A 20,252-nucleotide genomic window follows, 5' to 3' on the forward strand; every position below is an offset into this window, starting at 1 on the left:
GAAAAGTCCTACGGGGTAGCCCGGACAACGGTGTTCAATCGGCTGAAATATTTAGGCTATTCGTTGGACAAAGTTGATGATTTGTTCAGTTTGTCCAATGAACAAATGGCTGAGCTTGATAAACTTCATCGCTGGATAAGTGATGGGGGAAAAATGGCCGATTATCCCAAACCAGGACAATTGACCATGGTCACCGATGAGCGGGAACTAGAACAATATGGGGAAGTGATTAATTTTGATGCCCTAGAAGGGGACGAGGAACTGGGTCACGCTGAACTGATCCGGGCGGCCCAAAATCAAGCGGCGGGTATCTTAATTGCCCAGAATTTACTAACCGCTGAAATCCTGAAAAATCCCCAACATTTACCGGCGGATCTCCAAGCCCAGGTGGAGCAGTCCAAGGTGGCGATCGCCCCAAAGCCCCAGAACCCGTTAGTGATAGCTTCCCAATGGATTACGAAGGCGAAGGCTTACCAGAGCAACCAGAACCATGGTCCACTGGCGGCCTAGGGGATAGGGATGAATGGGAGCTGGCCCCACCGGCCGGGGAAGCTTGTTATCGGCAACCGGAGCTGGAAGGGCTACTCCATTCCCTTTATTCCGCTCGGTCAGTGTTGGTGACATCGGGGGAAGGCATGGGCAAAACCTATCTGGTGCGGCAGGTGTGGGAACGACTGTTATCCGATGGGGTGACGTGCCAATACTTTGAACCAGCTACCCCCAAAACCCTCCTGATGGCGATGGCTTAGTATTAGCAACGGAAAAAATTTGGTCGTTAAGGCTGAAAGCTTTATCCAGTAATGCTTCCAGACATCAAATTTTATAATTTATCTGAATCATTACTGTCCCATTCATGACTATAAGTAGGACAACTTCACCGCCTAATTACCGGAAAACCTTGATTTCTTGTTAGACAGACTCGTAAAGCCAAAAATCGTAAATGGGACTGTTTAGATGAGCGACCAAAAATTTTCCACTACTAAAACTAAGCCTATTTTAGATATATGTGAAGGTTTTTACACGTATCTCGGCATGACCCCTGGTATTGTGCTCAGCTATAAGTGATTTTGCATTATGTGCGAAACGTGAGTTTTAATGAGACAGAACCCAAAATCTCGATGATTGCGGATCGCTACAACTATTAGTGGAGCCTACGGAATGTAAGATTCAAAACTGATGGGAAAATTCTAAAATTACATCGTTATAGTCCGCATCTCCCCCGCCAACCATGTCTTCAAAACCAAACAGGTTACTACCCAGGCGGGACATTTGACTGATGCCAGCAGGATTAGCCCCATCAAAGGAGAACAGGGCCACGGGGCCAAGTTCAGGATTGTTGTTGGGATTCAAACTCAGCACTTCTCCAATGGTGGCATTGGGAATGATCGCCATGCCATACATACTTCCTCCCCGCAGGTTAACTGTTTCTTGCCCTGTGCTAAAGAAACCTTCCGGGGCATTGAAGCTCGCTCCTGTTGCCGGATTTTGGGCCCGTTTTAATGCCGCTTCCACGTAACCTGTATCCCCCGGCCGGAGATTAATTTGGCGATCGCCATCGGTATCTATGCCCCCGCTTAAGCTATCCACTTGATAGAGCAAAATCTGATTTTCGTAAGCCCCAGCCCGGCCGATGGAGATTTGCCCCACCACCAAGTCATCTAAATTGCCAGGGACCACCAGGGCCTTAGAAGCAATTTCCATGGTCAGCCCATCAAAACTAATCTGGTGATATCCACGACTTTCTGTTTCCACAGTCACCGGAGTGTTAACTGAGAAAACAGTCTGGCTTGAACTTTCGTTATAAAAAATATAGTACCCACCGCCCCCTAACTCCAGGCTTTGTAGACTACCAAAAAATTGTGATTCCGTTTGAATCAAGGCATTCAGTTCCGTAAAACTTTGCTGGGCGGAAGCACGGTCAAACGCTTGCCCAGAAGCGGAATAGGCATTTTCAAAAACCACTTGCTTTCTTGCTAGGGCCGCCTCCAGATAACCTGGGGCATCTGGCAACAAACCATCAATGGAGCCATTGGCATCATCCACCATTACCCAACCGATTTGATTACTTTCCTGTTGGTTGGTAATCAGTCGGAGTTGTAAGACTCCGTCCCCATTGGTGGGGGCCAGGAATACGCCAGGATTGACCTGTACTAAGCCAGGGTTGACGATGGCAGGAACATTTAAGCCTGTGATCACACCGTTGCCCAAACCATCTCCGTCCCCCCTGCCCTGATCGAGAAGATGTATTTTCAGGGTATCGGCACGACCATCGTTGGTGGTGTCAAGGAATTCCACTCCACTCTCTCCGTTATAGAGGAATTCTTCGTACTGACCACTAATTTGGTTAAAACGGAAATAGCTATTTAGTTCAGTAATGCCTTGGAATGGCATGGTAACGCTCGCTGAACCTTCGGGGGCCGTAACACTGAAGCCCATGGCCCCAAAGGGAAGGGCCGCACCTAACTGTTTTACTACCTCTGGTGCAAGGGAACCTGAGTCGAGGTTACGAATTTGATTACCATTATCTGTGCTCAGTTGCAGGAAATTAGAGCCGTATCTTTCCCCAAAAATATCGTCGATGGCTTGAATTGCTAAGCCAAAACTGCGGTTGTTGCCTCCATACTCGTTATTGTCCAACAGAGGAACTTCAATCACTTTCGAGATTTCCCCCGGTGCAAACACCAATGTGCCCAAAATGGCGGTATAGTCCCGACCGGCGATCGCCGTATCATTGACGGTTTGATAAAGGGCGGTAACGGATTTACTCAAATCCCCACTGCGGTTAACGGTGAAAGTAAAGACTCCGGCATCTTCCCTGGTAGGGTTTGCCACCACAAAGAATTGGGTTGGTTGGCCGTTGCTTGCTGGGATAATTGTGGTGATCCTATTCGGAGAAGCGGCAGAAAGTAGTCGAGAATTTGTAACCGGAGTGGCATTCGATAATCCAATGGTTTGATTAATTCGATTTGCGGTGAACTTCACTTCTGTCTTAATGTTGGGGGCAACCAAAACATTGGCAGTGCCAGCTTGGTAACGGTCGAATAGGGTACCAAATAGGTTGAAGGAATCTACTTTTCGGAATTCAGCATCAAGGATAATTTCATCGTTGGCATCCCCTAAAATCACTAAGTTGTTTTGGGTGCCAGTCATTTTCATGACAGTGGTCTTATTGAGGGTGAGGGTGTTACTGCCATAGTTCGTCATGTCAATGGCAGAGATATTTTGTAGGCGCAAGCCTGGAGAAAGGGGCGTTAAATCCCAATCCTGTCCCCGGTATCCTTCCAGTTTGAGGTTGTTAAAGCCACTGCCCCCATCTATCCTTTGGAAGTAGGTATCAGCAATGATGATGGTATCGTCCCCAGCCCCACCATAGAGTACATCTCGGCCACCATTGCCCATAAGGGTATCATCCCCTGCTAGTCCGATGATTACATCCCCTGTACCAGTTCCTTCTAGGATGTCATTGGCTAGGGTTCCTGCCTGATTGACGGATTTAGTGAAGTCTCCTCCAAACAGTCCATAGGTTAATCCCACTGTGCCATCAGTCCCAGGGGCACCAATGATGAAGTCCTTGAAACCATCTCCATTCATGTCTCCACCGCCACTGACGGATTCCCCAGCACGGGAATAGGAATCTGAGCTGGCCAAGCCATCAATGACAAAGCCATCTTTGCCTTCTAGGGAATTAATTTCTTCCGGGGTGATAGTCGCCTTATTTGTTAGATGGGAACCACCAAAAAGAATGTAAACCCGCCCAGCATTGTTATCGAGGTAGCTGGGATCTGAAAAAATAATGTCGTCATAGCCGTCTCCGTTAACATCTCCCGCCCTCGTCACTGGTAAAGGGTAATAAACAGGTAAATAGGTCTGGATCTGGGTGGATTGGAAATTTTTCCCCGTAGCATTGCCGTAAACTAACCGGAGTGCTCCCCTGGTACTGCCAGCAACCACATGGGAATCCCGCACGATGAAGTCCGCAAAACCATCACCATTTACGTCGCCCGCCTCATACGTTGAAGGGGATTGACTAAATTGACTATCAATGGTGAGAAAATTAGATATTGAGATCCTTTGAGCAGAAGATAATATGGGGCCACCAAACACGATGAATATCCCATCCTTTGATTGACTTAGAAGATCGTCATAGCCATCTCCATTAATATCTCCAATACCACTACCCACAGCCCAACGACTACTGAACACCATTCCCTCATCTCCAGAATAGTTACTAGAAGGTAAGGTGGAAATTTTCCCAGAAGCATTGCCGAGATAGATGTATGTAAATTCTGAATCGAAGGCAACAATATCACCATAACCATCACCATTTAGATCCCCTACTGGAAGAAATTCAAATAATTTTTCTTCTAATTTAGAACCGTGGAAATTTTTATATTGTAAAGTTCCTTGAGAACCGTCAAAAGCAGTTCCTTTTTGAGCAAGGTTAATATTTTTTATATTGCTATCCAAGTGGAATAATAGATCCTGACCTTGAGTTTCTGATGTCCATTCAATTTCATAATCACGACCTGTCCTCGAAGCTCCACCCAATATGTTACGCAACGCATTTCCATCATAATAAAAGCCGTTATAAACAAACAAAAGACTTCCTTTTGTATGGGTGAAATCACCTCCGCTACTTGGTGTGACGACGGTATCATTCCCCAAAATAAGGTAAGCATCGCGCGCGCTTCTGAATTCCAAGTCGCTGGTTATCATTGGCACACGTCTTGTGCTAATTAAGGATGAAATAACATTAAATTCTTTGTCTACAATGCCAGCAACAACTCTTTGTCCATCTTCTGCTTTCAAGTTGTAATTGAGAGGCATGACCATAAAACTTCTTTGGCCATCCGGAGCTGTTATGGATTCCCCAGCTAGTAAGGATGGCAAAACAGATCCCCATACACTACTAGGATAATGTTGTTGAACAACATTAACAGATTGATCAAAATCATATCCGAATATTTTGATGTCGTTTCGACCAGGAACTGCATAGTTAAATCTGTTCGATAACATTACAAAATCATCCCCTACCCTCAAATAAGTTATTTGTTCTTCGGTTTGGTTATAATGTTCTTCAGAATAAGTAACAATCTTATCTGATTTATCTTTAAACAGAAGACGATCTTTTCCATCCAAAACACCAATTTCCATCTTAACGATGCCAGCATTGGCTTGGCCACCTATCTTTTGAGGTGTACCATGAAGATAAAAAATTAGTTCACCATTCTCTTCTAAAGTTAATCGAGACTGTTTTCCATTGAAGCCGACACCTGGAGCATATATAGACTCTCCTAAACCGAGAGAGGAATGGTAGAGTTTTAGATCTGTCGCTGAATTGCTTAAAACAAATCCCGGATTTGCTAACCGTTCACGCTGTCTTATTTCCTCCCCTGGGGCAACAACTACATCAATGGTGGCGCTGCCCAGACTATTTAGATAGTCGCCACCATAAACGATAGTGAAATCATGGACTTCTTTGGTTTTGGAGCGGGAATTATAGATAATAAAGTCATCAAAACCATCATTATTAATATCACCAACACCCTCAATACTTTCAAAATTAATATCTGTTATTACATCTTTTCTCAGGAAAACGGATAACTGACCCACTCCAAAACCGGCATCGATTAAATCCCACGTGGGGCCGCCAAACTGAATAAGGATACTATCCCCATTCCCCGCCACCCCAGTGTCTGCATAGCCGTCACCGTTAATATCCCCCAAGTTAGTCACACGACGGCCATCAAAGGAATATTTGGGTTCACTTCCTTCGTAGCGGTTGATGATAATACCGTTATCGTTGGCTAAATTATCGAGGCGGACACTGCCTTCTTTTTTTAACCAGGGATGACCAAAACCCACATAAACCTGATTGGCAAAAGGGGCGCTGAGGAGCATATCCCCCACTGTATCTCCGTTGAGATCAAATCCTTTGGCTACGGCGTAACCAGCTAAACCTTGGGCTATACCGCCGTTAAAAACAAAACTATCATCGGGAATACCTTGTTTAAGGCTGATAGTGGTGGGGAAATTCCCTTTGCCAATTTCAAAATTCTCAACGCCGAAGATGACGTAGTTTTGGCCTTTTGCTCCACCTGCTTGGGGAACACCCACTAGAAGATCATCAATTTTGTCGTTGTTTACATCGCCCACACCGCCCAAGGACTGACCAGCATAGTTAAAGACATCTCCCCCTGCAATCAGTACATCACTTTCTGTCATTACAGAATATTTATCTTTGAGCCGGATGCTATCACTACCGCCCCGACCTCCGAAGATGAACACTAAACCCGATCGCCCAGCGGCTTCTGGAGCGGCCATAGAAATGTCAATATAACCATCCCCGTTCATGTCCCCGGCACTGGTGACAACTTCCCCTAAGCGCATATCCCCATCTTCCAAGGGTGAGCCATCGAAGATCACCCCTTTGCCACTCAAATTTTCATCATTGAGGGGACCATTAACGGTCAAATTATCACCACCAAAGATCAGGTAAGCCCTACCTGTATTAAGGTCTCTTTCGGGGGCAACTGAATCAGTACCAAAGTTGGGAACATGATTCAACACGGATCGATATCTGCCTAACTGCTCGGCGGAAATTCCTTGGGGAAAACCTTGCCTGTCAAACTGAACAGTCTGGTGATACCCCGGTGCTCCAATTAAAATGTCAGCAACAAGATCTGCATTGAAGCTATGGGCGTTGGGGTTACCAGTAGCCCCAGGACGGACAATAGCAACGGAATAACCGACTTGACTATGCCATTGATTGGCCGGGTTGGGGAAAAGCTCAAACTTACTTTTTGCTGTGCCTCGTTTTCCCTCAAACAGTAAGTTATTAGTTCCCAGAACTATGGTTTTATTGCCGGAGAAAAAATCGGCGCTTCCGTAAATGAGATGTACGGCACCAACAGCTTTACCTTCACTATTTAGGGCATTGGGAGCGCCAATGACAATATCATCAAATTGATTACCGTTCACATCTCCGGCCGCCAGAGAAAAACCGGCATTACTAAGCCTTGTCCCCTCGATTGTCACCACGGCATTATCTGGTAGAGAGGCTAAATTAATGGTGTGTCCTGAACCTAGATATTTACCACTGATGACATAAATTTTTCCTTTTTTATCATCCGCATCCGGTGCCCCGATAATTAAATCATCAATGCCATCCCCGTCAATATCTCCCACCGCCATGGCGTAGCCAATTTTGTCTCCATTTTTGCCTATAATTAAAGCGCCTTCTGCTGGAACATCATCATTTTTTAGCGGGATTCCTGTTAGCTCATTCAGCTTTTTATTAGTCCCGGCGGGCAACACCCAAACTAAACCTCTTTTATTCAAATCTTCATCGATTTGATAGGGATGACCAATGGCAAAACCAATCTCCCCATTGCGAATTTTGCCGGCGGCGAGGGATTGCCCAGCTCCAACGGTATCTATGTCAATAATTACACCACTATCTACTTCAGCCAGGGAAGTAACTTCTTTTTCCAAAATTTCTGCTTTGACGATGGAACTTTTACTGCTACTGCCTTGAATGTTGGGGGAGGGGGCGAGATTATCCAAGGGGGGGATAGTTCCACCATCTTTCATGGTAAAGGTAACACTGTAGGTCTTATCTGACTGAACATTGGGATCATCAAAGTACAGATCTAATACTTCTTTGACCCCCATGACAGTATGTTCAAACGCCCCATTTTTCAGGTCATTGACCCTTTGACCTGCCAACATTGCCCCCACTAAATTTGATCCTAATGGGCTTTCAATGTTGTTATTGATCGACCAAGTATTGCCTTGTGCATCCTTGATTTCAATGCCAGTGATGGTGCGTCCAAAAAGGAACTCATTTGGCAAAGCCAGGGTAACTTGCAGATGTTGATCCAATACTCCATCAGGTTGCAATCCATTGGATCCGACCATATCAACAGCGGGAGTGCGGCTAAGACTGGCTTGGGTTGGGGTTAATTTATATTCAGCGGCAAACTGCTCCGGGGTACCCCATCTTTCGCCATTCCAAACGCTGTAGTAAGTGGCTTCTTCCGCACTGTCAGGATCAACGTCTCTCGCGTTAAAGTGACTGGTAATTTCCCCCGCAGGGGCATTGGGATTAAAAGCAACAACATATTTGCCTGTGCTGTCGAACTCTACCGCATTAGGATCGGCCACGGTGAGGGGTTTGTTATAAATAGCAACTTCATCTAGAAAACCGTTAAGGTTATAGCCCACCAGAATCGGATTATCACTGGGGGCAAACCTTTCCCCGATGGTTTTAGCAACTTCTTGTCCATTGATGTAAAGAATAGATTCTTTTGTGGTGCTGTTATGGGTGGCAACAACATGGTGCCATTGGCCTTGGTCTAAAGATTCAGAACTAATTTCCCCGGCTCCGGAGTTAAAGACAATACTTCCATTGTTCCCAGTCACTAAATACCAATCTTCTATCTGCTCAAATTCAAGTTCTGCGGTGAGAGTAAAGCTTTCTGCTTCATTGACAAAAGGCCTGTTGGAAAAGCCAGTTCCTGAACTGAGAATTTGGTTACTATTAACCTGTATCCCCGACAAACTCCCAGATTCATCGGGGGTAAAGTTAAAGTTGGGAGCTAGGGACTGAGAGATGGTGCCGGGGGGATTAGCATCGAAAATAGAGATGTTGTCCCCAGCCTTCAGGCTAACAGTAAAGGTTTCTCCAGCCGTAATGGTATAGATTTGTCCACCTATTTGAATTTTTTGACCTGCGCTCAATTCGATTCTTTCTTCTCTATTTTTATCGGTGCCAGGGTCAAAACGGCGGACAATAAGTGTGCCATCACCAATAACAACATCCTGGGGAGTATTTCGTATGATGTAGACATCATCAGTTCCAATGAAGTCTAATCCTAAAAAATCATCTGGTTCAGCACGAAGGGCAAAACTTTCTATCGGATTAAAAGGAATGTCAAGCTGTTCATTAGCTCGAAAGTTAGTTACCCGTAAAGTATTGGGAAATATATCTTGTCCTGAATTACCTAGATCAACGCTATCTGGCGTGATCAAGTAAAACCATTTACCATCTGTGTCTTGCCCCTGGGTAACTTTGTAGGTGAGGGTAGCCGTGGGAAGAGTTGCAGGAATGGTAATAGGCTGACCACGGGTGACAATGCCTTTGCCGGCGGCGGTGTCTGTAAGTTTGACCCAAGTTTCTACGCTAAAACTTGTTGGGGTGACGGTTTGCTTATCTGGAATACCAATGACAAAAGCACCTTGGCCATTGAATCGAACCGCCGGATCTGGGTCTTGGCTGAGTGCTCCTTCCTGGCCAAAAGTCATATTTCCATCGTAGAAACTCAGATTACTGACAATGCTGTTACCAAGATTTCCATAGTTGATTTCGGACTGGTTGATGGCGGATGATTCCAGTCGAAAGTAAAGCTCAGGGGAATCATTGAGAACACTCACAACGTAGGGAGTTTCAGCGGTATTGCTCCAGTACATTGCCGGTTCGCCCTCTAACTGTCCTACCTTGAGGCTAGAAATCTCAGAGCGATTTGGCGTGTCAATATCTTTTGTCGGATCTATCGCAACCGGAGTACTCCACGTTTCTTCAGTCGGATCAAAGAATGCGCTATAAATCCTCTGGATGCCGCCTTCTGTGGCATTGGCCTCAGCATTAACCCAAGCCAAATGCAATCGCCCATCATTGAGGCGACCTATGTCAAGACGATTATCAGTTCCCTCCAAGGTGATCAACTTTTCTGGATTTGACCAGGTGCCATTGCCAATTCGGACGGAGTAGTAGATGTCTGTTTCCAGAATGCTGTCTAGGGTATTGGTCAAATCATCGACACTGTGGCTACCAATTCCGTCTGCCCGAGCATGAGCCCAAACAGCCAACAAGCTAGATCGATTATCTCGGCTAATAAATTTGGCAATAACTGGGTCATAGTTCATGCCCTCGGAGCCTTGGAGAGGAAGGGCGGTGGGGATCGACCAGTTGGTGCCAGCCAGTTCACTAACTTGAACCCTGGTGGTCAATTGATTGGCACTGTCACTAATGGGTTTGGTGCTGTCCGCTCCGTCGGCAATCCAAATCAGCGCAGTCTCCGCTTGGGCACTAGGACCCGCAAAAAAGACTACAGAATCTACAAAGGGGCGACCATCGTTAGTTAGATCAAGAACTTCCCGATCTATTAAATTAACTTTTGCCTTAGCTCCACTTCCCCCTCCTCCATACTGACTGAAATCTAGTGTAGGTGGGTTGTTTCTGTCGTAGCCAATGCCAGGGCTTTCCACCACAATTTGTTGGATCACCCCCTTTTCTACATAGGCCATCAATAAGGCATTGCCGATGCTGGGAACAACCAAGAAGTTGCCACTTTCTCCCCCAAGATAGCCACTACCCCCTTCCTCAACTGAAACAGATCCAATAACATAATTATTCTGCGAGGCTGTTGATGGAAAAGCTGTCAATAACTGAGGTTGGGCAATGCGGGTAGTGGGGCTAACGGTGCTAAAACGTCCGTTCTCATGGATAGCAGTGCTTCCTTGATAGGGACTATAGGCCAGTTTCAGTCTGACCATTTCAGAGTTTTGGTCGTTATGACTAGCATCGTCTGACAATAGACCAATGCTTGTGGTTTGAGCAGATGAATCCGTCGTATCTACAATGTCGCCACTTATGTCCCAACTGAATGTTAAAACGGCGGCTCTGGCTTCAATGGATAATTCGTAGGGTATTTTGAAAATGAAGGGCTGGGGGCCACTCAAAAACTCAAAATCAAAGCCTGTACTGATAGTTCCTTCTGCTCCTAACAAACCAGCCAAAATACTTCCAGAAAGACCACCAGTAGCTAAAATTTCTATTAATAAACCTCTCTGGGTTGTATTAAAGTCATCAAATTCACCCGGAAAAATTAAGGGACCACTAGCGGCAAGGATGTCACTGGCGGCCAATAAAGAAAAAGCTGTATTTACTCCAGCAAAGATTTTGCCTCCAGCGCCTAGCCCTGGAGTTCCCTTTTTATAGTTGTTGTAAGCTGTTAACCAAGTTATTGCCTGAAAGAACCCAGCCCCTCCTCCACCAGCTCCAGACAGTCCATCATAAAGATTTGGCTTCGTATCGGGTTTTAATGTGAATGGGGCTTCGGCATTGGGGCCTGGATCGCTACCAATTCCCTGATAGCCAATGGCAAGGGAGAACTGTATTAACGCCTGGAGTCGGGCTAAGGCTCCCTCCAAACCAGGTATTGACGGGATATTGAAGGTAACTCTTTTGGGAAAAGCGACTTTCAAACCATAAAAATTTTCGAGGGATTGCAATTCCCCGTTTGCATTGGAAGATTGGGAGCCACTAAAGTTAAGGGAAAATTGAATTCCACTAAATCCTTGATTGGTATCTATTGAGGCGTTGTAGGCGGGGTTATTTGGATCCGGCATAAGTCCGCCGTTGACCGGATCATCTATTCTTGGATCTAGCTTTTGGTTACGCCCAAACGCTTTCCAGCGTGTTTGCTCCTTAACAAGGTCAACACTTAAAGCTAGATCAGCGTCAACGGAATAAACGTCATCTGAGTCCCTCGACACCTTTGTTTTAATAGCACCAGACAAGTTTATACCTAGCTCAACCCCAAACAAACTGGCAAATTTATTGGCTTCTTCTAGTACAGGAAGAGGGAATGTTGTACCTTCAGTAGTATGTTGAGTTGTACCAATGGTGATATCAAATCCCCAAGCTGGTCCGCCTGTGGCAGGCAAAGAAATATCATTCTGGGAATCTGAATCAGTATTGGACAAAAAACCATTGCCAGGGGTTGGGGAAGAAGCGGACAACAAGCCAGCACTTTGGAAACCCGACTGTTGAAGACTTGGGGAATTTGAGGGAGGTGCATTGAGCAGTATTTGGCTCAAACTACCTGTCCGATTAGTTTTGGCTACGTAGAAATCGGGATTGAAATTAAGGGCATCTGCATCATCGGGAATGTCGGTGGTGCCGGAAGCATTTACTTCAGGGTTAGGAACAAGGAATAGGCTTCCAGTTTTTCGCTCTAGCTCTATTAGCAAAGTTGAGTAGTAAAGATCCTTATCTCCCTGTTGCGGGCTTTTTATGTCCTCCGCCAACTGCCCTGGGTTGTTTTGATAGTCGGACTTGCGGGGATCCGCTATCTTTAAAACTTTTTGAGTAACGACTTGTATTAGACCATCTTGCCCAATGCCCAAATCAAAACTGGTATTAGCTACCGCATCTTTGCTAACTTGCACTGCATCGGACCATTCCAGCCTGCCATCGTCTGTGTAGCGACCCACGGAGACGTAAATTTCGGCGGCGTTGCCTATGCCCTGAATCCAGGCAGCTACCAGGCCTGGAGCGTATAGCTTTCCACTTTGGTCAACGGGGATAATATTACCGGCCAGGAGCTTAATGTCAGAGCCGCCTTGGGCATTACTGACTGTATTTTTATCTACCCAGGCCCCAGCACGGCTATCATAGTGAGCATGGTAAAGACGGCCATTGTCTTCCCAAACGAGGTGTTTAGTACCTGCCGCATCGACAACAGGGGCGGCATAGGAGGCATAAGGATTGGCCATGGAAAACCTTGCTCAGTTAGGGGTTGAGCGTTAGATAGAATAACTGAATTTAAAAAATGTGGTTAACTGTCTTATACTAAAGCTAACTGTAGCACTCGTTGGAAATAATTGTAGCATAAAAGTAATAGGTAAAGCTGAATTATCAATGCTGAAACTTTAGCTTGCAAAAAGGAGGAGTAATTTTGAGAAACTGAATAAGGAGAGATTGAGAAAATCAAATTCAATGTATCCAATAATACTGTCGCAGCAGTCTATTTCTTTGTATTTTTCGACGATACAATCCTAGGATAGAGAGTTGATTTGATTCAGCACATCAATGAAAAATTAGGTAAATTTTACTCTTTGTTTTGTCAATTCATAGAAGCCCAAGATAATTATTTGATCAAAGTATTTTTTACTCAGATAATGCCATAATATTATTAATTTGTTTAGAAGCATTTTGCGGTTCTAGTCCCAGAATGTTCGGATCACTTCTTATCTATTTTTCATAAAATTATTGCAATAAGAGAGATATGTTTTTGATTAATTTAGCAATTAAAACTCGAAGTTTTAGTTACTAGTTAATTAATAATTCCTCTCTTTCTACTGAACTTAGCTTAAATTTGGGGTAAGTAAACACCCGCATTAACTCTGTAACCGTTACCTTCGATACCAAATTTTGCTATTTGCTATACTGAGGCTGCTGGAAATATTTAATAGAAGTGAATATGTTAGGTCGCCACTCTGGCCGAAACCGAGATAAGTCTCCGTCGAATGTGGAGCTTAGTCCACAGGAAAATGCTCAATTCCAACGGTGGGCAGAGGGTTTGGTGCAAAATCCAGCTATTATGGGCGGCGAAACTGTCTTTCCAGATAGCCGATTGACGGTACTGCGGGTTGCATCATTAGTAGAGCGAGGAGAAAGCCCTTCGGTCATCCTTGAGGATTATCCCTATTTGAAACCCATCGATCTTAAGTTTGCCCCAATCTATTGCCAATGCCAGACTTGTGATCGAGCTTACCAACCCCTTTAAATTACTGATTGATGAAGACCTTTCCCCCTCCATTGCCCAAGTAATTAGTCAAAAATTGGGTATTGAGGCGGTTGCTGTTAGAGATAGGGGCTTAATTAACGCTGAAGATCAAGCAGTTTTTGAGTACGCTTACAAAAATGACTATATTGTTGTCACTGCCAATATCAGAGATTTTGAACAAATTGCTAGGGCAACAGAAATTCACCCAGGTATTATCTTCATTTGTGATGGGGAGTTGATCCGCGCTGAACAAATCGAGGTTGTCACCTTAGCGGCGATCGCCTTGGCAGAAGAAATGGCTACAGGAAGAGACATGATCAACCGTGTGCTTTATGTGGAAATTGATAGGTCACTCCGCTTTGAGACTATGCCAAACTGAAACTTAGGGAGTTACAATCGCAGTCAAGCATAGGCGATCGCCAACAAAGCTGGGGTTTGGTCAAGTGGGAATGCTGAACCCCCTTGGGATTGGCGCAAGCGGAATGAGTAGGGGTTGATTGGCGATCAGCACCAAGAAACCGTATACTAACTCTGTAAAGATATTGAAAGGCAAAATTCTCTCTTATATCGAAAATCTCGACAAACTTGAACCAATGCCTGACATTCAAACTTGGGAATACAAAACTATCCGCTTTGATTTTCTCGGTCGGGGTATAACCCAAGAGTTCAATCTTCTCGATGTTGACGGCACTCGTGTCAAAGGCTGGTCAATGAATAACACTGCCATCAAAACTTTGCCACAGATGATGTTAGCTCTGGGCCAGGAAGGTTGGGAATTGGTTTCCCATGTTGTTAATCAAGACAACCAAGCCAACAATGTAACTCTTCACTATATGACTTTCAAGCGTCCCGGTGAGCTACTAGTTGAGACCGAAGACCCTGCGCTAACTGGTTCTGCCAATATTAGACAAATTCGCGACAAGTTTTTTGTCATTCCATAAATACTAAAAAGACAAAATAATACCAAAATTGTCGTGATATAAAATTTTATACAAAAGTCATGTATTTAGATAATTTTTAAAAAAAGTCCAGATTCTTCTGAGAATAGGATGATAAAACTTGATTACGGCAGATTCTGAATCAGTCTAATACACATAAAGCGGCTGTAAACCTGATTTTATAGGGAGTTTACTGTACCAGATGAATACCGTAACCGCCGTAAGAGACAAATGCCTTCGCTATTTCCCAACGGAGAAAACGGGGATTTGGGTAGAGTACAAAACAGATGCTAATCTAAGGGATACCGAAAATATTTTCCTCAATAACGAGATTTGCCGTTATTTTTTGCGGGAGGTAAAACCCCATGTAAATAATGCCTAACTTGATCTGAGTAAAACCACTATCGGTTATGAAATCAGTTTTAATAAGTACTTCTATAAACATCAACCTCTGCGATCGCTATCTGAAGTCACTGAGGAGATTCTCCTGCCAGAGTCAGAAACAAAAGGCTTGTTAAAAAATTTAGCTAGTTTTAGAGACTTAAAGTAATGCAAGAAATTCAGGGAAAAACGCGTACTGTTCAAGAATTGCTCGGTAACGCTAAATATGGGATTGATTATTATCAAAGAGAATACCAATGGCAAACTAAAAATATCTCTGAACTCATTGATGATTTAACCAACCGCTTTTTAGAAGATTATCAACCAGGAGATGGGGAAACAGAATTTGCAAAGTATGGATATTACTTTTTAGGCTCTATTCTTATTAGTGTAAACGACACCAAAAAATTCATTGTTGATGGTCAACAACGCCTTACTTCTCTAAGTTTATTACTAATATTTTTAAATAATCTTCAAAAGAAAACATCCTCTAAAACTATAAATATTGAATCACTTATTCTCTCTGAAAATATTTTTGGAAAATCATTTAACTTAGATGTTCCAGAGCGCAATGCTTGTATGGAAGCTCTCTTTATTGATGAGCCTTTTGATGCGACACAACAGCCAGATTCTATAGTGAATTTGGTGGAGAGATACAATGACATAGAGGAGCTATTCCCAGAAGAAATCAGACATGAAGCTCTACCATTTTTTATCTTTTGGCTACAGACAAAAGTACTGCTAGTAGAGATTGAGGCAACGTCTGACAATGATGCATATCTAATTTTTGAGACGATGAATGACCGGGGCTTATCTTTATCGCCCACTGAAATGCTCAAGGGTTATCTTCTCGCTAATGTCACAAATCTTAATCAACGAGCACTCGCAGATAATACTATAAAAAAATGGCTACTTGAGTTTAAGCAGATTGCGAAAGAGGCGGATGCAGATTTCTTTAAAACTTGGTTCCGTGCTCAATATGCCCAGGATATTAGGGATCGTAAGAAGGATGCCAAGCCAAAGGACTTTGATTTAATAGGGACAGAATACCACCGCTGGATTAGAAATAATGCTGAAAGCGTTGGCTTAAAAACGAGTAATTCTTTTTTTAAATGGATTAATAATGATCTGAATTTTTATGCCCGTATTTACAAGCAGTTATTAGATGCGTCTAAAGGTTTGACTGAGGGATGGGAGAGAGTTCGTTATAACGCGGATCATGGTTTTACGCTCCAGTTTCAGTTGTTAATGGCTCCGCTTCAAAGTAGTGATACAGAGGAGATAATCAAACAGAAGGTTGCTCTGGTAGCTTGGTTTATCGATAGTTGGCTAAATCGTCGGCTATGGCATTTCAAGTCGAATAGTTACTCAAATATGAGTTATGGGATTTTCCAAATTACCAAGAAAATTAGGGGTCTTGATGTAGAAACGTTACGCACAACTTTAATTCAGCGTTTTGAAGAGGTTATTTCAGCGGAAAAACTAGATTTTTCTAACCATCTCTATCTACATAAGCAAAACTCCAAAACGCTACATCGGCAACTGGCACGGATGATGGATTGGCTAGAGCGAGAATGTGGGATGAATGGCAATTATCAGCAATATATTGTTCGTTCTGGAAAAAATGCCTATGAGATTGAGCATATCTGGGCAAATCATTTTGAGGAGCATACAGACGAGTTTTCTCATGAGTATGAATTTCGGGACTATCGCAATCGTTTGGGGGGTTTAGTTCTGTTACCAAAGTCTGTGAATGCAAGTCTTCAGGACAAACCCTATAGTCATAAGGTGAATGTCTACTCTACTCAGAATCTTTTGGCTGGTTCTCTACATCCGCAGACATATGAAAATAAGCCAAAAGTCAAACAAATGCAAGAAAGAACTGGTTTAGATCTTAAGCCTATTTACCAAGAGGATGGGAAATCTCAGTTTACAAAGGTTAGTTTTGAGGAGCGATTCGCTTTGTATCGAGGCATTGCTGAGCAAATGTGGTCTGTAGAAAGTTTGAAAGAGCTAGTTTAGCTCACATTACGCAGGTTGAAAACTCCAATAAATAATATTTTGACAGGAAAACCCTATGACAGGATTATGGTTGCATATGATGGAAAGGGCATTAAGACCAGCACCGAGGAAGGATTACCTAGTATTGCTTGACCACACAAAAAACGATACCATTCAGGGATTTCCTACCAGAAAAAGGCTATGGACATTGGAGGGAGTAGAAAATTTTGATGGCGATCGCCAGTTAAATGGACTCAAACAGAGGAGTTGACCGTCAATGAAACCAGTTGGGTAAAAACCTTAGCTACCATTAGCCCCGCTTAGTTACGCTAATTAGTCCACAAGGATCATCAAGAGGAAAATAAAATGACGACTCAATCTCTCACTGCTGAATTTGCCATTGAACAACTAAAAATACTTTGCCAAGATGGAGATGTTTCCGATGCTTTTCCACACTTTGAAAAAAGTAGCGATGATGAAGATGAAGGCGTAAATGAGAATGATATAAATAACTTTGTCGGGATTCTTGCAAAATCAAATTGGGAATCAGAGGAAGAGTTTTTCAAATTCTATAAATTCGTAGGCTATGAACTCTTTACTACAGCTTCAGACCCTGAATTATCTGATCCATCTGGAGATAAAACTCTTATTCGTACATCTCCCCATGACATTCAATTTAGCCCCTATACCCTTACTTCCATTGGTGGCTATTTTGACCTTTACGCCAGGGCTCGTGAATTTTTAAAACAAGATCAACAAAATGGACAATATGCGTATGAAGAAGTCGAAATACCTCCTCAATGTGATGCTGAGTCCGAAGATATAACTGTAATAGATTTGATTCCTGGTGCCACAGCTTACATTTATGATCACGGATCATATCTATCAGGTCTTAGTCCCCTATTTGATAAACTTCAAGTTCAGTTTTGGTGCGATCTTATTTACTTTTTAGGTGCTGGTTACGTAGAAAGTTCCTATAGTTATGATGATACATTTCCAAAAAGGGATATAGCACTATGCCTAGACAATGGTGTGGTTTTGGAGCACTTATTTTATGGTACTGAAGAGACTAATAATGATACCTATATCTATAGTCAAGATTGCATTGATCATCTTTGTACAAACCAATCAACCACAAGTCAAATACTAAAAACAATTGCATTGGCCGCCACCCGTAATTATGAAAAATTAGCCGCTGAATTGGAAGAAGAAGAGATTTGGAATGGTTCTGAAGATTCCTTTGAGAAATTTCGTGAATACATAATGGAAGATCTTGATTGGGATACAGAAGAAATACTTGAAGCAGTCAGATCCCATCCTAATTGCACTGATGAAATTTTAGAAATTATTGCCCAATATGAATCAGAAAATTCTGATGATGATGGAGAAGAAGATGACCTATAACAATAGCAAACCTGGAAAAATCACCTAAATTGGACGAGGAAATCATCTCGTTTGGTTTTACGATATGACTGGTTGCACAAAATGTTATCAACATTAGGTCTATAATGCTTACACAGCCTATCTACTCGCTGAGAAGCTTTGCCTACATATCCGTACAAAAATTATTTATTTTGTTCATCCAGATCGATAATCTCCAACAAATATATGAGAAACCTGGACTAATCTAATGTTTCGTCGCTCTTCATGGATGGAACATCATCAGAATCAATTAATGTCCAAATTGCTGTATATGAAGCAATATCTATTTTACTTGTCCCCTCACAAATAACAGATTGTATTGGCTCTGCATGAAAAGTACAATTGGCGGTACGAATAATATATTCGTCTGAATATCCAGCGCCGTTCCATAAAATGGCTGGCGTTTTCCAAGTAATCTCAAATGAAGTTGGAGTCAAGAAATTATAAGTTCCAACCTTCTCTGACTTTACCCAAAATGATTGATCTTCACTTTTGAACATAATTGTTGCATTTTGTTTTGCATTTGCACCAATTCCCCTGGGGTGATATATGGTCTCTTCCATTTGAAATGGTATCTTCCTGTCAAATTGAAATTTCCCAAGTGATTTTTGAAAGCGTACAGATCCGCAGACTGCTTTACTTTCGTCAGAGCTCAAACAATTATAACTTACTGTACCATCATTATTAATGCTAAATGAACCATCTTTACCTTTAGCTAATCTTCCTTGTACTTTTTCTACACCTCCAATACTCTCAATAAAACTTCCGTCTTTAATATGAACGTTAGCGATAGTTATATTTCCATCTTCTGAACGAATAAATGCAGTTTTTTCTTCGCTGAAAGGCCCAATAGCATTTATAGGACGAAAATAAAGAAATATTGCGTAACCAGCAAAACCACAAATTGTAGCGGCGGCGAAGCTACCAGCGACTTTTATGGCTAATAATCTGTTAATTGAGATTTTTCTCATTACTTAACATCCTTTGTTTTGTTCAGCATGTTTAAATTTAGGTATTTATATCAAAGCCACAACATCGTAATTTATTTATGGTTTTAAATATTACAGGCAGTTTTGAAACCCCCAAGGTTCCTCTCCCAAGGTAATTTCAGGAAGACATTTATCTTCTTCAACACCTTTTCCAGGGATATAGGAATAACTGCGTCGATAATCACTGCCTGCCAGAGAGAAGCTTATTCTTCCTATGACTGGATAACATGAATCCATGATTTGTTTGGCTGCATTTTTTAGAAAAACAGGACTTTCCATAACTTTGTTACCATTTTCATGGTTACGTGGGTCACTTAAGTCGCCAAGCTGAACATCTATCCAATCCCGTGCACCTTCTAACGGTGGATTACCCGTAAGGTTGTTTCTATTTGCGTATAAAGAAGTTTTGAATTTATCTTCAATTAAATCCTGAAAAGATCGCATCCTATTTCGACACTCTTCAGAATATGCTCCGGCATTTGATGGTGTCGCATTTAGTGGAATTAGTAATATGGTGGTTAACAATAATAGTAATTTTTTCATTGATTACAATAGTATCTATAGCGGTTTTGCGTAGAAGTGAGATTGGCCATAAAGCTTTACTGGTTGACTTTATGTGCGTAAAAATTGCCATGAGTATTTTACATCTTTTTAAATTCTTACTACAACCAGAATATGATCAAATCCGTAAAGGATAATGCTAATTTCCTAATTGACTAACAAAATATGAGTACTGAGAAGAATTTTGTGTAAGGGTTTGGCTTCTAATTGTACATTTTTGGCACGTTGAGCCAATTTAGCCAGGATAAAAACGAGATTCCCCAATTATCACCAAGTTTGACTAGGGGTTTATGGAGATCGCCTATCACAGATTCAGCAGGCAGTTCCCCCCGTGCCGAGATAGATGTAAATCATTCACTTACGGCTAAAACCTATATCTAGCAAGG

At 42.7% G+C, this 20,252-nt stretch carries 11 protein-coding genes; 8 read left to right on the forward strand and 3 right to left on the reverse strand.

Annotated features, from left to right (window positions below; all coding sequences use genetic code 11):
* On the forward strand, positions 1 to 510 hold a 510-nt coding region (locus H6G46_RS18120; protein WP_190759886.1), incomplete at its 5' end, for a hypothetical protein.
* On the forward strand, positions 450 to 749 hold the full coding sequence (locus H6G46_RS18125; RefSeq protein ID WP_041428257.1) for an ATP-binding protein: 300 nt from the start codon (positions 450 to 452) through the stop codon (positions 747 to 749). The genes H6G46_RS18120 and H6G46_RS18125, both read left to right, overlap by 61 nt.
* Before the next feature lie 418 nt (positions 750 to 1,167).
* Here H6G46_RS18125 and H6G46_RS18130 read toward each other — a convergent pair whose 3' ends face one another.
* Positions 1,168 to 12,561 carry a LamG-like jellyroll fold domain-containing protein gene (locus H6G46_RS18130; RefSeq protein WP_011153542.1) on the reverse strand — a complete coding sequence of 3,798 codons (11,394 nt, stop codon included), beginning with the start codon at positions 12,559 to 12,561 and terminating at the stop codon, positions 1,168 to 1,170.
* An 827-nt stretch (positions 12,562 to 13,388) separates the two neighbouring features.
* On the opposite strand from H6G46_RS18130, the gene H6G46_RS18590 reads away from it, so the two are divergent.
* The 6 genes from H6G46_RS18590 (at position 13,389) to H6G46_RS18160 (ending at position 18,298) form a co-directional block, all read left to right on the forward strand.
* Complete coding sequence (locus H6G46_RS18590; protein ID WP_230401096.1) at positions 13,389 to 13,574, forward strand: DUF433 domain-containing protein; 186 nt, start codon at positions 13,389 to 13,391, stop codon at positions 13,572 to 13,574.
* Positions 13,519 to 13,953 carry a DUF5615 family PIN-like protein gene (locus tag H6G46_RS18140; protein ID WP_199303661.1) on the forward strand — a complete coding sequence of 145 codons (435 nt, stop codon included), beginning with the start codon at positions 13,519 to 13,521 and terminating at the stop codon, positions 13,951 to 13,953. The genes H6G46_RS18590 and H6G46_RS18140 overlap by 56 nt, the downstream gene beginning before the upstream one ends.
* Before the next feature lie 118 nt (positions 13,954 to 14,071).
* Positions 14,072 to 14,515, forward strand: a complete 444-nt coding sequence (locus tag H6G46_RS18145; protein WP_223211233.1) for a hypothetical protein — start codon at positions 14,072 to 14,074, stop codon at positions 14,513 to 14,515.
* A 546-nt stretch (positions 14,516 to 15,061) separates the two neighbouring features.
* Entirely contained in the window at positions 15,062 to 16,915 is a 1,854-nt protein-coding gene (locus H6G46_RS18150; protein ID WP_015396719.1) for a DUF262 domain-containing protein, read from the forward strand.
* A gap of 55 nt (positions 16,916 to 16,970) precedes the next feature.
* Positions 16,971 to 17,165 carry a hypothetical protein gene (locus tag H6G46_RS18155; RefSeq protein ID WP_011153666.1) on the forward strand — a complete coding sequence of 65 codons (195 nt, stop codon included), beginning with the start codon at positions 16,971 to 16,973 and terminating at the stop codon, positions 17,163 to 17,165.
* A gap of 95 nt (positions 17,166 to 17,260) precedes the next feature.
* On the forward strand, positions 17,261 to 18,298 hold the full coding sequence (locus tag H6G46_RS18160) for a hypothetical protein (RefSeq protein WP_011153665.1): 1,038 nt from the start codon (positions 17,261 to 17,263) through the stop codon (positions 18,296 to 18,298).
* A 218-nt stretch (positions 18,299 to 18,516) separates the two neighbouring features.
* Here H6G46_RS18160 and H6G46_RS18165 read toward each other — a convergent pair whose 3' ends face one another.
* Both H6G46_RS18165 and H6G46_RS18170 read right to left on the reverse strand, forming a co-directional pair.
* Positions 18,517 to 19,287 (reverse strand): hypothetical protein, encoded by a 771-nt coding sequence (locus H6G46_RS18165; RefSeq protein ID WP_011153664.1) that lies wholly within the window; start codon positions 19,285 to 19,287, stop codon positions 18,517 to 18,519.
* 90 nt (positions 19,288 to 19,377) lie between these two features.
* Positions 19,378 to 19,848: a hypothetical protein gene (locus H6G46_RS18170; RefSeq protein ID WP_011153663.1), complete on the reverse strand. Its 471-nt coding sequence runs from the start codon at positions 19,846 to 19,848 to the stop codon at positions 19,378 to 19,380.
* Positions 19,849 to 20,252 lie beyond the last annotated feature (404 nt).

Origin of the sequence: Synechocystis sp. FACHB-908, assembly GCF_014698595.1 — a bacterium.
Taxonomy (GTDB): Bacteria; Cyanobacteriota; Cyanobacteriia; order Cyanobacteriales; family Microcystaceae; genus Synechocystis.